Source organism: Variovorax sp. SPNA7 (assembly GCF_033807855.1).
In the GTDB taxonomy this organism is placed as follows: Bacteria; Pseudomonadota; Gammaproteobacteria; order Burkholderiales; family Burkholderiaceae_C; genus Variovorax; species Variovorax beijingensis.
This window is the reverse complement of the sequence record NZ_CP138513.1, coordinates 3570424-3588129: the sequence shown is the minus strand read 5'-3', so window position 1 is coordinate 3588129 and position 17706 is coordinate 3570424. Positions and strand designations below refer to the sequence as shown.

The following is a 17706-nucleotide window of genomic DNA, read 5'->3' as shown; positions in this document are numbered from 1 at the left end:
TGTATGGAAGAACAGTATTTTTGCGGTGCTTCAAGGCACTGGACGCTCAGGTATCGAGCAGCGGATGCGCCGCTCTCGGCATGTCCGGCCCGCTGCGCAGGTTGCGCTCGATGAACTCGCGCGCAATGGCATCCACGTCGGCCGGTGCCGGCGCCTCGAAGGACATGCGGTACTTCAGCAGCCGGCCGTTGCGCGCGGTGAGAAAGGTGAACGACTCGTAGGCCTTGCGCGTGACGGCATGCACGATGCGAAGGCTCACGCGGCGAAAGTCCTGCCCCTCGATCCGCACGTCGCTGATGGGACCGACCTCCACTTCGGCGTAGAAGCCCCTCGCACCCGCGAGCCGGATCTCTTCCACCGAGGACTGGAATTGCGCCTCGAAGCGCGGATCGTCGACCCCGGCCTGCCAGTGGCCCTGATTCATGTCGTACAGGTAGACGTCGATCCAGCCCACGCGGCTCTGGTAGCGGTGGCTGATGCCCAGCCCCGGCTGCCGCGCCTCGTGCCAGGTCGAGCGCATGTACTGCCACGTCACCGTGCCGGCCGCGGGCGCCGCCGGCACGGGCGCGGCTGGCGGCGGCGTGGCGGTGGGCGCAGCGCAGCCCGAGAGCAGGGCGGCGGCCAGCAGCGCAGGCCAGAGCTTCGTCATGGCGGATGCTGCGCAAGGGTTGCGGCAGCTACGGGGCAGGGGCCAATTGCGGCGCGGCCACGGGCACGGGCACGGCGGCCGCGGCGGCATCCGGCAGCGGCAGCGCCTGCGCATCGCCGCGCGCCTTGGTCGAAGGGCAGCGGCCGTAGGTGTCGTCGAAGCGCACGATGTCGTCCTCGCCCAGGTAGCCGCCGGTCTGCACCTCGATCACTTCCAGCATCGTCTTGCCCGGGTTCTCCAGCCGGTGGATGGCGCCCAGCGGCAGGTAGATGGATTCGTTCTCGCGCACCAGCGTGACCTGTCCGTCGCAGGTGGCCTTGGCTGTGCCCTGGACCACGATCCAGTGCTCGGCGCGGTGGTGGTGCATCTGCAGCGAGAGCTTGGCGCCGGGCTTCACGGTGAGCCGCTTCACCTGGAAGCGCTCGCCGAAGTCGAGCTTGTCGTAGGCCCCCCAGGGCCGCACCACGCGCCGGTGTTCGGTGGCCTCGGCCTGGCCTTCGGCCGCGAGCATCCGCACCACGTCGCCGACCTGCTCGGCACAGTCCGCGCCCGCCACCAGCACGGCATCGGGCGTGTCCACGATGATCAGGCCGCGGGTGCCCAGCGCCACCACGCGGCGGTGCGGCGCGTGGATGAAGGTGTCGCTCGAACGCAGCGCGCTGGCATTGCCGCTCAGGTGGTTGCCGCTGCCGTCCTGCGGATGCAGCATGGCCACCGCGTTCCAGCTGCCGACGTCGCTCCAGTTGCCGTTGAACTTGACGACCGAGATGGCCTCGTGCTTTTCGAGCACCGCGTAGTCGATGCTGTCGGCGCGGCAGGCCTCGAAGGCCTCGCGGTCCAGCCGGTCGAAGCTGCCGTCGGCCGAGATGGCGGCGGTGGCGCGCTCGCAGGCCTCGAGGATGTCGGGCGCATGCGTGCGCAGCGCCGCAACCAAGATGTCGGCGCGCGCCAGGAAGATGCCGGCGTTCCAGCAGTAGCCGCCGTGCAGGATCAGCGACTCGGCCACGGCGGCCGTCGGCTTTTCGACGAAGCGCACCACGGCGTGGCTGTGGCCGTCGGCCGCGGGCGCGCCGGCCTCGATGTAGCCATAGGCCGTGCTCGCGAAGCTGGGCGCCACGCCGAAGGTCACGATCCGCCCGGCCAGCGCCGCGTCGACGCCGCTGCGCACCGTCTGCGCGAAAAGCGCGGTGTCGGGAATGTGATGGTCGGCCGGTGCGAACAGCAGCAGGTCGTCCGGCCCCGCGCGCAGCGCCGCGGCGGCCATGGCGGCCGCCGTGTTGCGCGCCACCGGCTCCAGGATCTGGCGGCCTGTGGCGCCGGCCTTGTCGACCGCCTCGCGCACCAGGAAGCGATGGTCTTCCGATGCCACGCAGGTGATGTCGCGGTTCAGGCTGCACAGGCGCTCCAGCGTCAGCTGCAGCAGGCTCTTGTTGCCGATCAGCGGCGCGAACTGCTTGGGCAGGGTCTTGCGCGAAAGAGGCCACAGGCGCGTGCCGCTGCCGCCGCACAGCACGACGGGGTGGATGGTGGGGGTGGTCATGGCGTCATCCTCGTGAAGGGTGGTGGGCGCTTCTTCCGGTCAGAGCTGGCCGGTGTGGGTCGCCAGGCTCACCGCCTGCGCGCGCGAATGCACATGCAGCTTCTTGTAGATGTTCTTGATGTGGGCGTTGACGGTCTGCCCCGAGATCCCGAGCCGGATGCTGATCTCCTTGGAGACGCAGCCGCGCGCCACGAAGCGCAGCACCTCGCGTTCGCGCGCGGTCAGCGTGGCTTCGCGCACCGGCGTTTCGGTGGCCGGCCGCTCGCCGCTGCCCTGCAGGTTCATGCGCGTGAGCAGCCGGCGCGTCAGCTTGGGCGTGATGGCCGCGCCGCCGTTGACCACCTGCAGCACGGCCTCGGCAAAGCTCTGCAGCCAGGCGTGCTTGAGCAGGTAGCCGGTGGCACCGAGCTCGAAGGCGTGCATCACGTGGGCATCGTCCTCCAGCGCGGAGATCACGATGATTTCGCAGTAGCGGTGCAGCTTGCGCGCCTCGCGGATCAGGTCGAAGCCCGAGCCGTCGCCCAGCCGCAGGTCGACCATCAGCACGTCGAACTCGTGGGTGGCCAGCAGGCGGCGGCCGTCGCGCACGCTGCTGCCTTGCCCTTCGAGCTGGATGCGCATGTCCGACAGCAGTTCCTGGGCGATCACGCGCCGCATGAATTCGTCGTCGTCGATCAGCAGCACGCGCACCGGCGCGTCTTCCTGCCCGGTGAGGAAGTGCGGCCACAGCGGTTCGGGCGGTGGACACAGGCCCGGCGGGCTGGCTTTCCGGCGCTCCGGCAGGCGGCCGGGATCCGGCGTGTCGGAAGGAGGAGTGGTGTCGGACATGTGGATCCCCAGGTTGGAGTTGGAGGAAGTGGATGTCGTGGGTGGCGTGTGGGGTGGTGTCAGTCGGCAAGGCAGCGCAGCAGCTCGCGCTCCAGGCGCTGCAGGATGGCGTTCTGGTCCAGCTCCGTTTCGGCGAAGGAGCGGGCGGCCGCCCCCATGGCTTCGCGCTGCGGGCGCGAGGTGGCGAGCTGCGCGATGGCCTCGGCCAGCGCATCGGCGTCGCCGGGCGCAACCACCAGGCCGCGGCCCGACACCACGTTGCTCAGCTCGGTGCCCGCATGGGCCGTGACGATCACGGCCTTGCCGCTCGCAAGCATGCCGCCCAGCTTCGAGGGCATCACCAGGTCGGCGGCGTCGGCGCGCTGCGGCAGCACGTGGATGTCGGCCATGCCCAGCAGCTCGTTGAGCCGCTCGGCCGGCTGCAGGTCGAGAAAGTGCACGTGGTCCAGGCCTGCGCATGCGGCCTTCAGCGGCTCGCGGCTCGGCCCGTTGCCGCAGAGCACGAAGTGGATGTGCCTGGCGGCCGCCAGCCGGCCTGCCGCCTCGGCCAGCACCTCGATGCCCTGCTTGTTGCCCAGGCTGCCCGCATAGAGCACCACGACCGCGTCGTCCGGAATGCCGAGCATGGCCCGGTAGCCCGTGGCGCCGTCGCCCGCGTCCGGGGCGGCGGCCGCATGCGGGTAGATCGAGCGCACGTCCACCCAGTTGGGAAGAAGCACCAGCCGCGCCGCGTCGATGCCCTTGTTCCTGGCCTTGTCGAGCATGGCGGCGGAGATGGTCGACACCCGGCTGAAGCGGCTCAGCAGCCAGCGCTCGGCCGAGAGCGCGAAGCGCCGCACCCGTGCGCCGCGCACCAGGCCCAGGTCGAAGGCCGCGTCCACCTCGTAGTCCTGGATGTGCAGCCACGACTTGATGCCCAGCATGCGCGAGAAGAACAGCACCGCCGGCGCGCAGAACAGAGGCGGCTCCACGACGAAGACCAGGTCCGGCTTCCAGCGGACCTGCCCGAAGAGCAGCGGCATGCTCGACAGCATGAAGGAGAACAGGTGCAGCATGCGCGCCAGCGCGCGCGGCCGCGCGGGCACCCAGGTGGGCGCGCGCCAGACCGTGATGCCGTTCCAGTCCGTCTTGCGGTAGGCCCAGGCCGAATGCCCTTCGAACGGCGCCCAGTGCGGAAAGAACGGCGGCGAGGCGATCACCCGGACCGTGTGGCCCTTGGCATGCAGCCACTGGGCCATCTCGCCCGAGTACTTGCCGATGCCCACGAGCTCCGGCGTGAAGTTCATCGAATAGAGCAGGATTTTCATGAACGCCTCGGGAAGGAACCGCGAACCAGCCGTGCGAGCGGAAAGAAGCCGAGCAGCGCACGCATCCGCACCTCGTAGAGGAGCAGGTCGGAAAAGGCGGCAATGAAGAACACGTAGTGCGGCTTGCCGGGAAAGACCGCGACCACGGCGCCGTACGACAGGAGCCGCAGCAGCACCTCGGCCAGCGCCCACCATCCCAGCGAAGCCATCGAAACCTTGAGCGCGAGCAGCATCTCGTGGTGGACCGTGTAGGTGCGCAGCAGGAAGTAGGGCGCCATGCACAGGAAGATCTCGAGCGCCTCGCGCCCCACCTTCAGCAGCGGCGCGGCGGCCGCGATCACCACGGCGAGCGCCGCGAAGAGCGCGCAGCCCAGCAGGAACGAGTGCTTCGCCAGCCGCAGCTCCGAGCCGTCCGAGCTCGCGGCGTCGGTGCCCAGCATCGGCCGTGTCTTGGTGTAGAGAAAGGCCTGCACGAACTGCGACGGTGCCTCCGCCAGCAGGAAGGCGACCTTGAAGGCGCCCACGTAGCCGAGCGGCATGAAGAAGGCCACCACCAGCAGGTCCGACTTGCGAAGCAGGAACATCAGCAGCGAATAGACGGTGGCGCTGCCCTGCGAGGCCAGGCCGAGCGCGGGGCGTCCGGCCGGCGGGCCCGCGGCCCAGCGGCTGTGCATGCAGGCCGCGCCCACCAGCAGGAAGGCCAGCAGGTTGATGAGCAGCAGCTGCGTGGCGCGCAGCTCGGCGCCCCACGCGGCGAAGGCCGCCACCCCGATGACCAGGATGGTCGAGCGGATGCCGCCCTCCAGGTTGAGCAGCCCGGCAAGGCCCAGTCCGCGGCTGTAGGACAGGCGCAGGCTCATGAGCGAGAAGACCGCGAGCGCCGCCATCAGCAGCACGAAGGGCGCGCCCACCACCGGCAGGTGCTGGATGCGCAGCACGGCGGCACTCAGCAGCGCGGCCAGCGGAAGCCCGATGGCCAGCGTGCGCACCACGTCGCCGCGCCGCACGCCCGGCGGCACGGTGGCGGCATTGCGCGCGAAGAGCAGCGAACTGCCCAGCGTGGCAACCACCAGCGCCACCTCCAGCACCGACTGGTAGATCGAGTACTCGCCGAAGTCCGATGGCGAGACATACGCCGCCATCAGGAACAGGGCCAGGAAGCCCGACAGGTACACATAGAGCCGCGATGCCAGCGCGCCCAGGCCGTGGAGCTGCACCGCGCGCATGCCGGTGAGCTGGGCGGTGCGGTGGAGGATGTTCATGGCGTGCCCGGGAGTGCGTTGCCTGCGGGCTCATTTCGGCCCGGCGGCGCCGGCGAAGCGTCCGCCGTTCACGGCGCGCTGCCCCAGCAGGCGCACGCCGAAGGCCCAGTTCTTGGCCCGGCGCGCCAGCAGCAGCGCATAGGTCAGCGCGGCGACCGTGTGCACCCGGCCGCGCAGCACGTGCGGCATCGCGATCTTTGCGCTGCCCTGGAAGTGCAGCGCCATCACGTTCACCATTTCGCCCGCGGGCGTGACCACGCAGGGCCGGCCGTCGACGAACACGAGGCGCTTGGCGCCTCCCCGGCCCTGGAATTCGTTCGCAAGCAGATTGCGCCCGCCGTTGATGTTGTGGTCGATCACGCGCCCGTCGAACATCCGGTTGATGGGCGCCGCATTGCCGCTCGCGTGGGCCCAGAGGTGCAGCAGGGTCATGTCCGACACGCCGCCGCGCACGCCCCTGGCGGCAAACCGGCCCGCGATCGCGCGCAGCTTCCTGCGGCCGCTGGACGTTGCGTAGGTGTTGAGCAGGAAGGCGATGAACTGCTGCAGGCCCGCCGCGGTCCAGTAGCTGACGTGCGGCGAGATCTGGCACGGGTCCCAGCCATCGTCGGGGCGCATGTAGGAGCCCGAGAAATCCGCCTTTCCGGCCACGCTCCGGATGTGCGCGCCGACGCCGCGGAACAGCAGCACGTCGCTGTCGATCAGCACGAACTCGCGGTGCTCGGGATGGGCACGCAGGTATTCCGACAGCAGGAAGTAGCGCCGGAAGCAGATCTTCTCGAACTCCGGCGGATTGCTCGACAGGTGCACATAGGTGCGGCACAGGCGCTCGTAGCCGGGCCCGGCGTCGGTGTCCGACAGCACGATCAGCGGCTCCTGCGCGCGCGCCGCGGATTCGCGGCACAGCAGCAGGGACTTGTTCTGGCGGTCTTCCACCACGATGAAGGGAAGGGAATGGGTCATGGTCATGTGTCAGGGCCGGGGCGCCGTCGCATTGCGGACCAGCGCGACGTGCGCGGGAAGAAAGCGGAAGTCGTCGTCCAGCGGCAGGTCGAGCGTGAAGAGCCCGCCGCGCGCGTTCGCCTGCGCGATCCAGCCGCGCAGCTGGGCGGCCGTGAAGCGCGGCGCCGTCGGCTGGCCCCAGGAGGCGCCGAGCGGGGTCAGCAGATGGAACTTCAGCTCCGAGCGCGGCGCGCTCAACTGCGCGGGAGGCTGCATGAATTCGCCGGCCATCAGGTTCTGGCAGGGCGCTGCCTTGGCGCTGAAGCGCGCCGGACCTTCGCCGGCATTGAAGGCCAGCCACCGGTCGGGGGCGCCGCTGCGCGCCGCTGCGCACAGCGCATCCCAGCCGGCCGGCGAGATGCCCCGGGTGTTGTAGACGCCGTCGAACCACCAGCCCCTGGCCAGCGCGCCGTAGTGCTGCGACCAGTCGCGGATCACCGCGGTCCATGCGGCGATGAAATCCGCCGGCGGCGGTTTCTGCTCGGAGATGTCGCCCAGGCAATTCATCAGCTCGGGATCGGCCTGCGGCGCGCGGAACGGCAGGTAGAGCACCATGGCGATGCCGCGGCTGCGCAGCGCGCGGCCGATCTCCAGCGGCAGGTCGCGCGGCGGCCGGTTCGCGGCAGTGTGCGGGCACAGCGCCTCGAGCGCCGCATTCGGCGCAATGTACTGGCCGTTGTTCTGCCCGAGCGTCAGGATGAGGTGGGACGCGCGCATCTGCGCGAGCGATGCCGCAAACGCTTCGACGTCGAAGCGGGCGACATCGGCGATCGATTGCCTGTCGGGCAGGTAGTGCACCATCACGCCGAAGCCGGTGGCCGCCGTTGCCGAAGCCGCGCAGGCCGCACCGAACAGCGCCGCCGCGAGCAGCCGTCCAAGGGCGCTTGCGGTGCGTGTCATTGCATGGCTCCGGCCAGCGAGACGGCTTCGCGCTTGAGCATCAGATAGCGCCTGGCCACCGCGCCCGGCGCGCAGGCCTCGGCATGCAGCCAGGCCGGCTGCGTGTCGCGGTGATCGTCCAGGTAGCGCGACAGCTGGCCCATGTCGCATGGCTCGCTGCCGATGAGGAAGGCGTAGCCGCCGAACAGCTCGCGGTGCACCGGAATGTCCGAGAGCAGCAGCGGCACGCCCAGCGTGGCGGCTTCGGCGGCCGAGAGATTGAAGCCCTCGAAGGCCGACAGCGAGATGAAGGCCGTGGCGCCGCAATAAAGCCGCGTCAGTTCCTGGCGCGAGACCAGCCCGCGGTGCCGCACGCAGCTGCCGAGCTCGGGTGCCATGCTGGCGACCATCCGTTCCACTTCGGCCGCGCCGTTGCCCGTGATGTCGAGCCAGTCGACCAGCCCCTCGCGCTTCATGCGCTCGAAGAGCTTCAGCGCGGCGCCGAAATTCTTGTGCGGGTAGTAGTGGTAGGACGCGATCAGGTAGCGCTCGCCAACGGGCGGTTCGCGGGACGGCCCGGCCGCAGCGGCCGAGCCGGCTGTGCGCGTGGCCTCCACCGGATTGAAGATGACGCTCGCGTGCTCGCAGCATCCGAAGTACCGCTCGAAATCCTGCTGGCTGCTCCTGCTGATGAACACCACGTCGGCCGCGCTGCGGGCCACGCGCCTGAGGCTCCAGTCGAGCCACAGGCGCTTGGCGCGGCTGAAGTACACGGGGTAGTACCGGTACTGCAGGTCGTGGACGATCACGATCGAATCGCGGTGGCGCCCGAAAAGCGTGAACGGCAGGAAGTAGTTCGGGAACAGCGAGAACACCCGCTCGCCCGTGGCCAGCGCGCGCAGCCGGTGGTAGTTGTAGAGCAGTATCTCGACCAGGAACCGGCTGATGCGCAGGAACCGCGCCGCGGCGAAGAGGCGCGGATGCAGTTCGCTGACCGGCTGGATGTGGTCGCCCTTGCACAGGCGCATCCTGCGCAGCAGCAGGTCGGACACGTTCAGCACGCCGCCTGCGCCGCGGTTGAGGCGGATCGTGTCGTAGAACAGGTACTTGTACATGCCGGACCTCAGGCCACGCGGGGGGCGTAGGGCGCCGCGCCGCGGCGTGCCGGGCGGAAGCGCGAGCTCAGCAGGCCGGCGAGCAGCGCCGCAATCAGCCCCGATGCCGCGAACGGCCCCCAGCCGAGGATCGGCCCGCGCATGAACGGCACGTAGGCGGCCAGCAGCACCAGCGCGCACAGGTAGCTGCCGGACAGCGCGGCGCGCGGATCGACCAGCCTGTCCAGCACCCGGAAGCCGGCCGAGATCGCGAGGCCGAACATCACCGGCCCGGCCAGCCCGAAGTCGAAGTACGCGGTGGTGAAGGGCGGCAGCGACAGGTTGGCCTGCGAGAAGTTGCCCAGGATGGCGGGCCACCCCAGCGGATCGAAGTCGGGAAACAGCTTCAGGTCGCGCGGCAGGAAGAACGAGAAAGCCGACAGCAGGTAGCGCCCCCATCCGAGCTCCGGCTCGGATGCGCGCTCCAGGATGCCGGCCACGACGTACATCGCGTCGAAGTCCGGGCTGTAGGGAAAGGTGGTGAGCGTCTCGCCCCAGATGCTGCCGCGCGACACCAGGTTGAGCACCGGGCCCAGGCCCGCAATGGCGCCGAAGATCAGCAAGGCCAGCGTCCAGCGCCAGCCCCGGCCGAAGAGATGGATGAAAAGAGGCAGCAGGCCGATCAGCAGCACCTGCCGCGCCGTGTTGACCGGGTTCGCGGCGAAGGCGGCCATCGCCAGCGCAAGACCCGCGGCGCACCATGCCCAGAACGTGCCGCGGCGCATGGCATGGATCGTGAGGGCCACGAAGCAGACCAGCACGATCAGCTTGGGCAGCGTCGAGTAGACGATGAAGTCGACCGGAACGTTGTCTTCGGCCCCCGGAATGCCGCGCGCGATGAAGTTCAGGTCGGGGCGGATGAACAGCGAGGCAAACGCAGAGATCGCGCCGCTCAGGAGCAGCAGCGCGGGGTGGGCCACGCCGGCCGACTGGACCTGGGGGCCTGCGTCGCTGCGCACCGGCGCCGGCGCATCGGGCAGGCCGAAGCGGGCCGCCTCGACACCCGCCATGTACAGCAGCAGCAGCGTCAGCGCCTGCATGTGCGCGGCCGGGCCGATCACCCCCGTGTCCCAGAACGAGACGTCGGCGGCGATCTGCATCGCCGGCGCCACCGAGAAGTAGGTCAGGATCGTGGCGTAGTGGATCAGCAGGAAGACGCTGGCCCCCGGCGCGCGGAGCATCGACAGCTGGACCAGCGACAGCGCGCACACCACCGCATAGCCCCAGGCCGGCTCGAGCGAGCCGCACAGGAAGGCGATGCCGATGCCTGACCAGAAGGAGAGCGCTCTCATGGAAGGCCTTGTGCTTGTTGTTGCATGTGGAGCCGGCGCGGGCTCAGGCGTGCGCCAGTTCCTGCGCGGCGGGCTGCAGCGACTTCTGGTAGTCCGCATAGGTGCGCTGCAAGCCCTCGGCCAGCGACACCGTGGGGTGCCACCCGATGGCGGCCGCGCACGACACGTCGAGCAGCTTGCGGGGCGCGCCGTCCGGCCGCGAGGTGTCGAAGCGGATGCGGCCGCGGTAGCCCACGACCTCACCGACCAGCTGCGCCAGCTCGGCGATCGACTGGTCCTCGCCCATGCCCAGGTTGATGTGGGCGCACATCGGCGTGGTGTGCTGCTCGTAGCCCGCGCGGCTCAGGCCCATCACGGTGGTGCAGCCTTCGGCCATGTCGTCGACGTAGAGGAACTCGCGCCTGGCCTGGCCCGTGCCCCAGATCAGCACCTCGGGCGCGTCGGTGGTCTTGGCAAGATGGAAGCGGCGGATCAGCGCCGGCACCACGTGGCTGTTCTCGGCGTGGTAGTTGTCCCCGGGGCCGTACAGGTTGCACGGCATCACGCTGCGGTAGTCGATGCCGTGCGAGGCGCCGTACTGGCGGTTGTAGCTCTCGCACAGCTTGATGCCGGCGATCTTGGCGATGGCGTAGGGCTCGTTGGTCGGCTCGAGCTGGCCGCCCAGCAGCGCGTCCTCGCGGATCGGCTGCTCGGTGAGCCGCGGATAGATGCAGCTGGAGCCGAGGAACAGCAGGCGCTTGACGTTCGCAAGAAATGCCTGGTGCGTGACATTGGCGGCGATCAGCAGGTTCTGGTAGATGAACTCCGCCGGATAGGTCATGTTGGCGTGGATGCCGCCGACCTTCGCTGCCGCCAGGTACACCTGGTCGACGCGCTCGGTGGCGAAGAAACGGCGAACGGCTTCCTGGTCGAGCAGATCGAGTTCCTCGTGGCTGCGCGTGACGACCTCGTGCCCGAGGCTGCCCAGACGCTTCACGAGCGACTGCCCCACCATGCCGCGATGACCAGCAACGTAGATACGCATATGTTCTTTCGGTTAAAGGTTGAGGGTTGAGGGGGTGGCGCCTAGCGCGAGCCGCGTGCTCCGGCCACCACGAGGAAGGTCTTCAGGAGGATCGCGATGTCCTGGCGGATCGAGAGGGTGGCAACGTAGTCCGCATCCATCGCCGCGCGGCGCCGGTAGCTGATCTCGTTGCGCCCGCTCACCTGCCACAGCCCGGTGATGCCGGGCCGCACGGCGCAGTAGCTGCTCCAATAGACGCCGTACAGCTCCTTCTGGGCAAACATGCAGGGCCTCGGGCCGACCACGCTCATGTCGCCCTTGAGCACGTTCCAGAACTGGGGCAACTCGTCCAGGCTGTACTTGCGCAGCACCGCGCCGAAGCGCGTGATGCGCGGATCGCGGTCCAGCTTCTGGTACATCTCCCATTGCCGCCGCGCCGCCTCGTTGCCGCGCAGGTAGCGCTCCAGCACGGCGTCGGCATCGGGCACCATGGTGCGGAACTTGTAGAAGCTGAAGACGCGCCCGTCCCGGCCGTAGCGCGGCTGCTTGTAGATGCCCGGCTTGCCGGAAGTCAGCAGCACGCCGACCCAGACCAGCGCGAACGCCCATCCGAGCAGAAGGAAGAAGCCGCCGGCCAGCAGCACGTCCACGGCCCGCTTGGTGCCCATCAGCAGCCGTGAATTGCCAGGCGAATGGACTGCGGCATTCGATGGCAGCGTGTTCATGATGCGGCGCTCGCACGGGCAGGTTGTGGAAGCTCGGCCACCGCGCTCGGGTACTCGTGAACCCGCGGCTGGTAGCCGCCATAGCGGTAGGCCAGGTTGCCGTAGTAGCGCCGGCTGGTGTCCATCGCGTTCAGCACGACGCCCTGGAACTGCGCCCCTGCATGCCGCAGCTGGTTCGCGCTTTCCGACAGGTCGCCCAGCTCGTTGTCGCCGGCGCGCGCCACCATCAGCAGCGTGCCCATGCAGGGCGCCATCTCGGCCGTCTCCGAGGCGAGCAGCATCGGCGGCGTGTCCACGATCACCACGTCGTAGCGTTCCGAGGCCTTTTCGAGAACCTCGGCAAAGGCGTCGCTGGTCAGGAGCGCGCTCGGGTCCGTGGGCAGCGACCCGGTGGTCATCACGTCCAGGTGCCCGAGCACGCCCGTGTGGATGGCGTTCGGGAATTCGATCGAGCCGCGGATCAGTTCCGACAGGCCGCCGCGGCGCTTCAGCCCGAACATGGCCGCCACGCTGCTGCGCCGCAGATCGGCGTCGATCAGCAGCACGCGGCGGCCGGTCGAGGCGAGCACGGCCGCGAGGTTGGCCGACACGAAGGTCTTGCCCGCGCCGGGCGTGGCGCTGGAGATCATGACCCGGTTGTTCGCTGCCTTGGGCATGGCGAACTTCAGCGCCGTGCGCAGCCGCCGCAACCCTTCGAGCGCCGGGTCGTTCGGATGCTGCGCCGCCAGCAGGTGCACGCCGGGCTTGCCGTGGCGAATGGCGCGGTCGAGCAACGGCTGGTGCGCGCTCAGCGTCACGGTGCTGTAGACGTCCAGGCCCGTGTGGGTCTCGATCTCGGCCGGGCTGGCGATGGTCTTGCGCCACGACCTGCGCAGGAACGCCGAGCCCGCCCCGAACGAAAGGCCTGCGATCAGCGCGATGCCCATGACGATCACCGCCTTGGGCCGAATCGGCTTTTCGGGGAGCAGCGCCTGGTCGAGCACGCGCACGTTGCCGATGCGCCCCTCCTTGGCCAGGCGCATCTGCAGCGAGCTGTTGAGCAGCGACACGTACAGGTCGGTGTTGACCTTGATGTCCCGCTGCATGCGCAGCGAGTTCTGCTGCAGCATGGGCATGCGGCGGATGCGCTGCTCCACGCCCCCGAGGGCTTTCCTGAGCGACGCGATCTGTGCGTCGATGGTCATCACGCTCGGGTCCCTGGACGTGAAGCGCTCGGAGAGCTCGATGCGCTTCTGCGTGGCATCGAACAGCTTCGTCTGCAGTTCCAGGTTCTGCGACAGCGCGTTGCGCGCCTCATCGTCCAGGCTGATGGTTCCGTTCTGGTTGCGGTACTGGTTGTAGATTTCCTCGGACTGCTCCAGCTGCAGCTTGAGCTTGGGCAGCTCGGAGCCCAGGAAGTTGAGGGCGCGCTGCGCCTGCGCCGTCTTCTGGTCGATGTTCACGCGCACATAGAGCCGTGCGACTTCGTTGAGCAGGTTGGCCAGCTGCGTCCGGTTGCCGTCGCGCCAGCTCACTTCCACGACCGACGACTGCTTGCCTTTCTCGATCACGCGCAGCTCGCGCTGCAGTTCAATCAGCACGAGCTGCTTGGACTCGCGCACCAGTTCGAAGGCCGCGCCGGGCAGGCCCGACATCGAGCCCACCAGCAGATGGATCGGGCCGAGCGGGGTCTGCATATCGAGCGGCACGCCGACGGTGCCGGCCATCGGCTTGTCCAGCTTGGGATGGGTCAGCGTGTAGCTACCGTTGGCGCCCGCGGTCAGCAGGAAGCGCTTGCCTTCCAGGTCGGCCGGCACGTCCATTTGCGCGACCACGATCTGCTCCTTGCCGCTCACGTAGCCCGACAGGCCCGCGAAGCCCGGCTCGGAGAGCGTCTTGGCGCGCCGCGCCAGCCAGGCGCCGACGATCGGCACGTACAGCGGCTGCGCCTCGATGTAGAGCTTGGTGTTCTCGATCGCCTGCTCGAGCACCAGGCGCGACTTGAGGATCTCGGCCTCGCCCGCGGTCGGCGTCTTGGCGTTGAGCGCATTGCTCGCGGAGTCGCCGACCAGCGTGCCGCCCGAGCGGTCCGGGTCCTCGACCTGGATCAGCACGTTGGCCTCGTACACGCGCGGCCCGAACATGGCGTAGGCCGCGCCCAGCAGCAGCGCGACAGCGGTGATGCCCGCGATCTTCCATCGGCTGTCCAGCAGCAGGTCGACATGCTCCCTGAGCCTGGAAGGAGGAGGGGTGTCGGACGCCGCGGCATCCGCGGCCGAGGGAGCGGGAAGTGCAGGTTGCCAGTGCGCATTCATGGGAATCACCTTTGTGTGTTGCCTGGACGGGTGGAGGCGCGGCTTCAGCGGCGGCTGGTGTTGCCGCCGAGGTTCACGACCTGCGCGGCGGGAAGGATCAGGCTGATCACCCGGTTCCAGCGCGCCAGCGGCACGGGGTCGACATAGACCACGTCGCGCGGCTGCAGCTCGAAGCGGTCGGCAAGGGCCAGCGCCACCGGGTTCTTCGCATCGAGGTGGAACACCTCGGGCACGTCGCCGCTCGAGTTGCGCACCACGTAGATCTGGTCGGTCGAGGCGGTCTGCAGCGCCGGTCCGCCCGCATCGCCCAGCGCCTCGTTCAGGCTCAGCCGGCCGTCGCGCATCGGCAGCGCGGTGGGGCGCTGGATCTCGCCCATCACGTAGATGCGGCTGTCGTCGCGGCTGCCCACGTTCACGATGTCGCCGTTCTGCAGCGGGATGCGGGTCGGGTCCAGTCCCAGGCGGCGAAGCAGCGGCAGGTCGATCACCATCGTGCGTTCCGCGCGCGTGAGGGACACGCGCGAACGGTCGCCGGCCTGCGTGATGCTGCCGGCGCGGTTGATCGCCTCGGCCAGCGTCATCGGCACGTCGGTGAAGATCTGCAGGCCCGGCGCGCGGACCTCGCCTTCCACATAGACGCGCCGGCTGCGGAACGACTGGATCCTGACGCTCACGAGCGGATCCTTGACGAAGGGCTTGATCTTGCCCGAGATCATCTCGGCGGCGGACCTCTCCGTCATGCCTTCGATCTTGGTGCGGCCGATGTAGGGAAAGCTGATCTCGCCCTCGGCATCGACGATGAAGCCGGGCGCGACGCTCACACCGGTCGGGTCCGTCTGCTGCGAGATGACCGCGCCCGCATTGGGCATCAGTTCGGGATGGCGGTAGACCACGATGCCGACCACGTCGCCCGGGGCGATGGTGTAGGCCGGCGCCTTGCCGAACAGCTGCCGCACATCGGCCGGCAGCGCGGCGGGGTTGCGCGTTGCCATCGTGCGGATCAGTTCGGGCGTGATGGAGACGATCTTCGGTTCGCCCCGCGCGTCGCTGCCGCTCGAGCGATAGGCGCCCCAGTTGCCGCTGTCGGGCGGGCCGAAGCCCGGCACCCCGCAACCGGCCAGGCACAGCGGCAGCAGCAGCAGCGCCGCCGATCGGATGCGGATTCGGGCGCGGGCGGGAACGGCGCGGGCGATGCGCAAGGAACTGGCCGGATCGAGGTGTGCCATGGGGTGTGTCCTTTCTTCCTGGGGAATCGGTTCACTGCGGGACGTAGGCGCCGTGCTCGGGGCGCTCCACCACGGGTGCGAGCGGGCTCGGGCTGGTGCTGGGGCTGCGGCGTTCCGGGCCGGCGCTGATGGCGCAGGCGGCCACCCAGCCGCCGACGGAGCGCAGGAACAGCTGCTGTCCCCGCGCCGTGCACAGCGTGTGGTCGGCATCGCGCATGAATTCGTACTGCACGGCCTGTGCGAACGGTTCGCTGCGGAACGGACCGAGCTGGTCGCGGTCGTGGTCGCAGACATGCAGCGAGCCCGAATAGAGCAGCTGCACCGCCACCTTGCGTTCGACCAGGCGCCGCATGGTGGCGCCGAACCACACGGCGTTGACCTCGGGCGGCTTGCGTTCCGCGAAGAAGCCGGGCAGCGGCTTGGTCGAATGGCTGGGCAGCAGGTGGCGCTGCAGCCAGCGCTTGGCCTTGCCCGCGAACGACGGATGCGCGGGCGCCGCCAGCGCGCGCCGCAGCGTGCGTTCCCAGCGCGAGCGCCGGTCCGGAAAGGCGAAGCCGTCGAACAGCGAGAGCGCCACCACGCGCGTGTCCGTCGCGGCCGCGGTCATGGCGTGCTCCACGCCCGAGCACATGCCCACGATCGCGAACTTGCGGATGCCCAGCATGCTCTCGAGAAGATCCATGCCGGCGCGCAGGTCGCGCACCGCGCGGGCCTGCAGGTCTGACGACGCATCGGATGCGTCGCTGTCCCCCAGGCCGCCAAGGTCGAAGCGCAGGCTGCTCACGCCGCGCGCGGCCAGCGCGTGCGCCAGCTTCACGTTGATGCGGCGCGGGCCGACCCGGTGGTTGGCGCCCATGTTGAGCATCAGGCAGGCGACGTCGGCCGGCGCCCGGTACATGGGAATGGTGATCATGCCCATCAGTGCGTCTCCCGGTCCGAACCGGACGGGGCATTGCGTCATGTCATTCATGGAGGGCACCCTGCAAGCGGTTGAGCGCGTCGGCCGGAACCATGGCGCTGTTGGGATAGGGATCGGCGGTCCAGTCGAGCCGGTGCTGGAAGTAGGCGAGCCGCACCGGCATGTGGCGCGACTGCTGCTCGGCCGCCCATTGCGCGGTGTGCTCGTCGTCGGGCGAGGTCAGCACCAGCGTGTCGTGCAGGGCGGTGAGCGGCAGCGATTCGGGCGCCAGCGCGCCGAGCTGCGTGCGCAGCGCGGGCGAGAGCAGGGTGCCCAGCGCTTCCTCGGGCAGCGCGTCAGGGTCGTGCGCAAGGCTGCGGCGCCAGACCAGGTCCGGAATGCAGAAGGTCGTGTCGATGGCCGCCACATGCTGCTCGCGCAAGTGGCGCGCATAGCGCCGGCCGTCGATCACCGGCTCCCACAGCACCAGCCGCGCCGGGTCGCAGCGTCCGTTGCGCGCGGCCAGCACGGCCAGGGTGGCGCCGAGCCGCGCGCCGACCCAGACGATGCGGCTGCCCAGGGCCCTGCGGCGCAGCTCCTCGTGGGCCGAGCACAGGTCGCGGCGCCAGCCGTCGAGCTCTCCTTCGCTTTCATCGCCGGGCGAGTCGCCCGCGCCATGGAAGTCGAAGCGCAGCGTGGCGATGCCCGAGCGCGCGAGGCGCTCGGCCAGCACCTTGAAGAAGCGGTGGGTCCGCAGGCCCTCCTGGCCGAAAGGAGGACACACGAGCACCGCGGTACTACCGGGCCGCCCATCGCCGGCGGCATGGAACACGCCGAAGATCTGGCGCGACGCCGGTCCGAACATGAAGGGGTATGCGTTCATTGCGGGACCCTTGGCGCCGCGCGCCGTTCCGCCGAGCGCGAGCGGGCGCAGGTCTGCGCCGCGAAACCCGGCATGCTGGCGCGCACGTGCGTCTGCCGCCATTCCGCAATCGCTCCCACGCTGTCCACGCGCAGCGGCGCGGGCTGCAGCACGAGCCACAGGATCCGGCCGGCCACCGGCACTTCCACGCTCCGGCAGTCGGGCTCCAGCCCCACCTCGAAGCGCTCCGTCGGCACCACCAGCCCGAGGCCGATGGCCTTGAGGCAGGCTTCCTTGCGCGTCCAGCAGGTCAGGAAGGCGTGCTCGCGCTCGGCCTCGGGCAGGGCCAGCAGCGCTTCGTTCTCGCTGTCCGTGAAATGCTGTGCGGCAAGCTCGAGCGCATCGGGAATCGGCCGCAGCAGCTCGACGTCGGCTCCCAGCGGACCGCGTTCGCCGATGGCGAGCAGTCCCAGCCCCAGGCTGTGGCTCAGCGAGAACCGCACCCGCGGCCAGCCCGACAGCGAAGGCTTGCCGAATGCGCTGCGGGTGAAGCGCAGCGCCTCGGGGCGCTCGCCCGTCTGCGCGGCCAGCGCGCAGCGCAGCGCAACATGCGCGGCCACGAAGCGCTGCCGGTCGGCCGCGAACCGGAACTGCGCGGCGCGCTCCAGTTCCTCGTCAGAGAGGAACCGCTCCGCCTCGGGGCCGGGTTCGTCGTCGAGTTCGAGATACCGGCAGACCGGCGCATCGACGGAAGTCAGGGAGAAAGCTGCGGCGCCCATGATGGA

Annotated in this window: 16 protein-coding genes; all 16 read right to left on the bottom strand. The window is 69.6% G+C overall.

Annotated elements, in window-relative coordinates:
- Positions 1-46: 46 nt before the first annotated feature.
- Genes RZE77_RS16810 through RZE77_RS16735 form a run of 16 tightly spaced genes read right to left on the bottom strand, consistent with a single transcriptional unit; the run spans position 47 to position 17700 of the window.
- Positions 47-649 carry a hypothetical protein gene (locus RZE77_RS16810; protein WP_319438430.1) on the bottom strand — a complete coding sequence of 201 codons (603 nt, stop codon included), beginning with the start codon at positions 647-649 and terminating at the stop codon, positions 47-49.
- Between the two features lie 28 nt (positions 650-677).
- Positions 678-2189 (bottom strand): mannose-1-phosphate guanylyltransferase/mannose-6-phosphate isomerase, encoded by a 1512-nt coding sequence (locus RZE77_RS16805; protein WP_319438429.1) that lies wholly within the window; start codon positions 2187-2189, stop codon positions 678-680.
- A gap of 39 nt (positions 2190-2228) precedes the next feature.
- Positions 2229-3017 carry a response regulator transcription factor gene (locus tag RZE77_RS16800; protein WP_319438428.1) on the bottom strand — a complete coding sequence of 263 codons (789 nt, stop codon included), beginning with the start codon at positions 3015-3017 and terminating at the stop codon, positions 2229-2231.
- Positions 3018-3076: 59 nt separating this feature from the next.
- Positions 3077-4324: a glycosyltransferase WbuB gene (locus RZE77_RS16795; RefSeq protein WP_319438427.1), complete on the bottom strand. Its 1248-nt coding sequence runs from the start codon at positions 4322-4324 to the stop codon at positions 3077-3079.
- Complete coding sequence (locus tag RZE77_RS16790) at positions 4321-5586, bottom strand: polysaccharide biosynthesis protein (RefSeq protein WP_319438426.1); 1266 nt, start codon at positions 5584-5586, stop codon at positions 4321-4323. The genes RZE77_RS16795 and RZE77_RS16790 overlap by 4 nt, the downstream gene beginning before the upstream one ends.
- 30 nt (positions 5587-5616) lie before the next feature.
- Entirely contained in the window at positions 5617-6549 is a 933-nt protein-coding gene (locus RZE77_RS16785; protein WP_319438425.1) for a hypothetical protein, read from the bottom strand.
- A 9-nt stretch (positions 6550-6558) separates the two neighbouring features.
- Complete coding sequence (locus RZE77_RS16780) at positions 6559-7488, bottom strand: hypothetical protein (RefSeq protein ID WP_319438424.1); 930 nt, start codon at positions 7486-7488, stop codon at positions 6559-6561.
- On the bottom strand, positions 7485-8582 hold the full coding sequence (locus tag RZE77_RS16775; protein ID WP_319438423.1) for a glycosyltransferase: 1098 nt from the start codon (positions 8580-8582) through the stop codon (positions 7485-7487). The genes RZE77_RS16780 and RZE77_RS16775 overlap by 4 nt, the downstream gene beginning before the upstream one ends.
- A gap of 8 nt (positions 8583-8590) precedes the next feature.
- Entirely contained in the window at positions 8591-9913 is a 1323-nt protein-coding gene (locus tag RZE77_RS16770) for a hypothetical protein (RefSeq protein WP_319438422.1), read from the bottom strand.
- A gap of 43 nt (positions 9914-9956) precedes the next feature.
- Entirely contained in the window at positions 9957-10937 is a 981-nt protein-coding gene (locus RZE77_RS16765; protein WP_319438421.1) for a GDP-L-fucose synthase family protein, read from the bottom strand.
- Between the two features lie 41 nt (positions 10938-10978).
- A complete protein-coding gene (locus tag RZE77_RS16760) occupies positions 10979-11641 on the bottom strand; it encodes a sugar transferase (protein WP_319438420.1) in 663 nt (220 codons plus the stop codon).
- A complete protein-coding gene (locus RZE77_RS16755; protein WP_319438419.1) occupies positions 11638-13935 on the bottom strand; it encodes a polysaccharide biosynthesis tyrosine autokinase in 2298 nt (765 codons plus the stop codon). The genes RZE77_RS16760 and RZE77_RS16755 overlap by 4 nt, the downstream gene beginning before the upstream one ends.
- A 44-nt stretch (positions 13936-13979) precedes the next feature.
- Positions 13980-15161, bottom strand: coding sequence for a polysaccharide biosynthesis/export family protein (locus tag RZE77_RS16750; protein ID WP_319438418.1), 1182 nt, complete (start codon positions 15159-15161; stop codon positions 13980-13982).
- A gap of 31 nt (positions 15162-15192) precedes the next feature.
- Positions 15193-16074 (bottom strand): alpha/beta hydrolase family protein, encoded by an 882-nt coding sequence (locus tag RZE77_RS16745; RefSeq protein ID WP_319438417.1) that lies wholly within the window; start codon positions 16072-16074, stop codon positions 15193-15195.
- Between the two features lie 49 nt (positions 16075-16123).
- Positions 16124-16942, bottom strand: coding sequence for a serine aminopeptidase domain-containing protein (locus RZE77_RS16740; protein ID WP_319438416.1), 819 nt, complete (start codon positions 16940-16942; stop codon positions 16124-16126).
- Positions 16939-17700, bottom strand: coding sequence for a 4'-phosphopantetheinyl transferase family protein (locus RZE77_RS16735; protein WP_319438415.1), 762 nt, complete (start codon positions 17698-17700; stop codon positions 16939-16941). The genes RZE77_RS16740 and RZE77_RS16735 overlap by 4 nt, the downstream gene beginning before the upstream one ends.
- Between the last annotated feature and the right edge of the window lie 6 nt (positions 17701-17706).

Excerpts from the sequence above, each read along its gene's own strand:
- RZE77_RS16810 (WP_319438430.1), bottom strand. The coding sequence starts at position 649 with ATGACGAAGCTCTGGCCTGCGCTGCTGGCCGCCGCCCTGCTCTCGGGC.
- RZE77_RS16805 (WP_319438429.1), bottom strand. The coding sequence starts at position 2,189 with ATGACCACCCCCACCATCCACCCCGTCGTGCTGTGCGGCGGCAGCGGC.
- RZE77_RS16800 (WP_319438428.1), bottom strand. The coding sequence starts at position 3,017 with ATGTCCGACACCACTCCTCCTTCCGACACGCCGGATCCCGGCCGCCTG.
- RZE77_RS16795 (WP_319438427.1), bottom strand. The coding sequence starts at position 4,324 with ATGAAAATCCTGCTCTATTCGATGAACTTCACGCCGGAGCTCGTGGGC.
- RZE77_RS16790 (WP_319438426.1), bottom strand. The coding sequence starts at position 5,586 with ATGAACATCCTCCACCGCACCGCCCAGCTCACCGGCATGCGCGCGGTG.
- RZE77_RS16785 (WP_319438425.1), bottom strand. The coding sequence starts at position 6,549 with ATGACCCATTCCCTTCCCTTCATCGTGGTGGAAGACCGCCAGAACAAG.
- RZE77_RS16780 (WP_319438424.1), bottom strand. The coding sequence starts at position 7,488 with ATGACACGCACCGCAAGCGCCCTTGGACGGCTGCTCGCGGCGGCGCTG.
- RZE77_RS16775 (WP_319438423.1), bottom strand. The coding sequence starts at position 8,582 with ATGTACAAGTACCTGTTCTACGACACGATCCGCCTCAACCGCGGCGCA.
- RZE77_RS16770 (WP_319438422.1), bottom strand. The coding sequence starts at position 9,913 with ATGAGAGCGCTCTCCTTCTGGTCAGGCATCGGCATCGCCTTCCTGTGC.
- RZE77_RS16765 (WP_319438421.1), bottom strand. The coding sequence starts at position 10,937 with ATGCGTATCTACGTTGCTGGTCATCGCGGCATGGTGGGGCAGTCGCTC.
- RZE77_RS16760 (WP_319438420.1), bottom strand. The coding sequence starts at position 11,641 with ATGAACACGCTGCCATCGAATGCCGCAGTCCATTCGCCTGGCAATTCA.
- RZE77_RS16755 (WP_319438419.1), bottom strand. The coding sequence starts at position 13,935 with ATGAATGCGCACTGGCAACCTGCACTTCCCGCTCCCTCGGCCGCGGAT.
- RZE77_RS16750 (WP_319438418.1), bottom strand. The coding sequence starts at position 15,161 with ATGGCACACCTCGATCCGGCCAGTTCCTTGCGCATCGCCCGCGCCGTT.
- RZE77_RS16745 (WP_319438417.1), bottom strand. The coding sequence starts at position 16,074 with ATGATCACCATTCCCATGTACCGGGCGCCGGCCGACGTCGCCTGCCTG.
- RZE77_RS16740 (WP_319438416.1), bottom strand. The coding sequence starts at position 16,942 with ATGAACGCATACCCCTTCATGTTCGGACCGGCGTCGCGCCAGATCTTC.
- RZE77_RS16735 (WP_319438415.1), bottom strand. The coding sequence starts at position 17,700 with ATGGGCGCCGCAGCTTTCTCCCTGACTTCCGTCGATGCGCCGGTCTGC.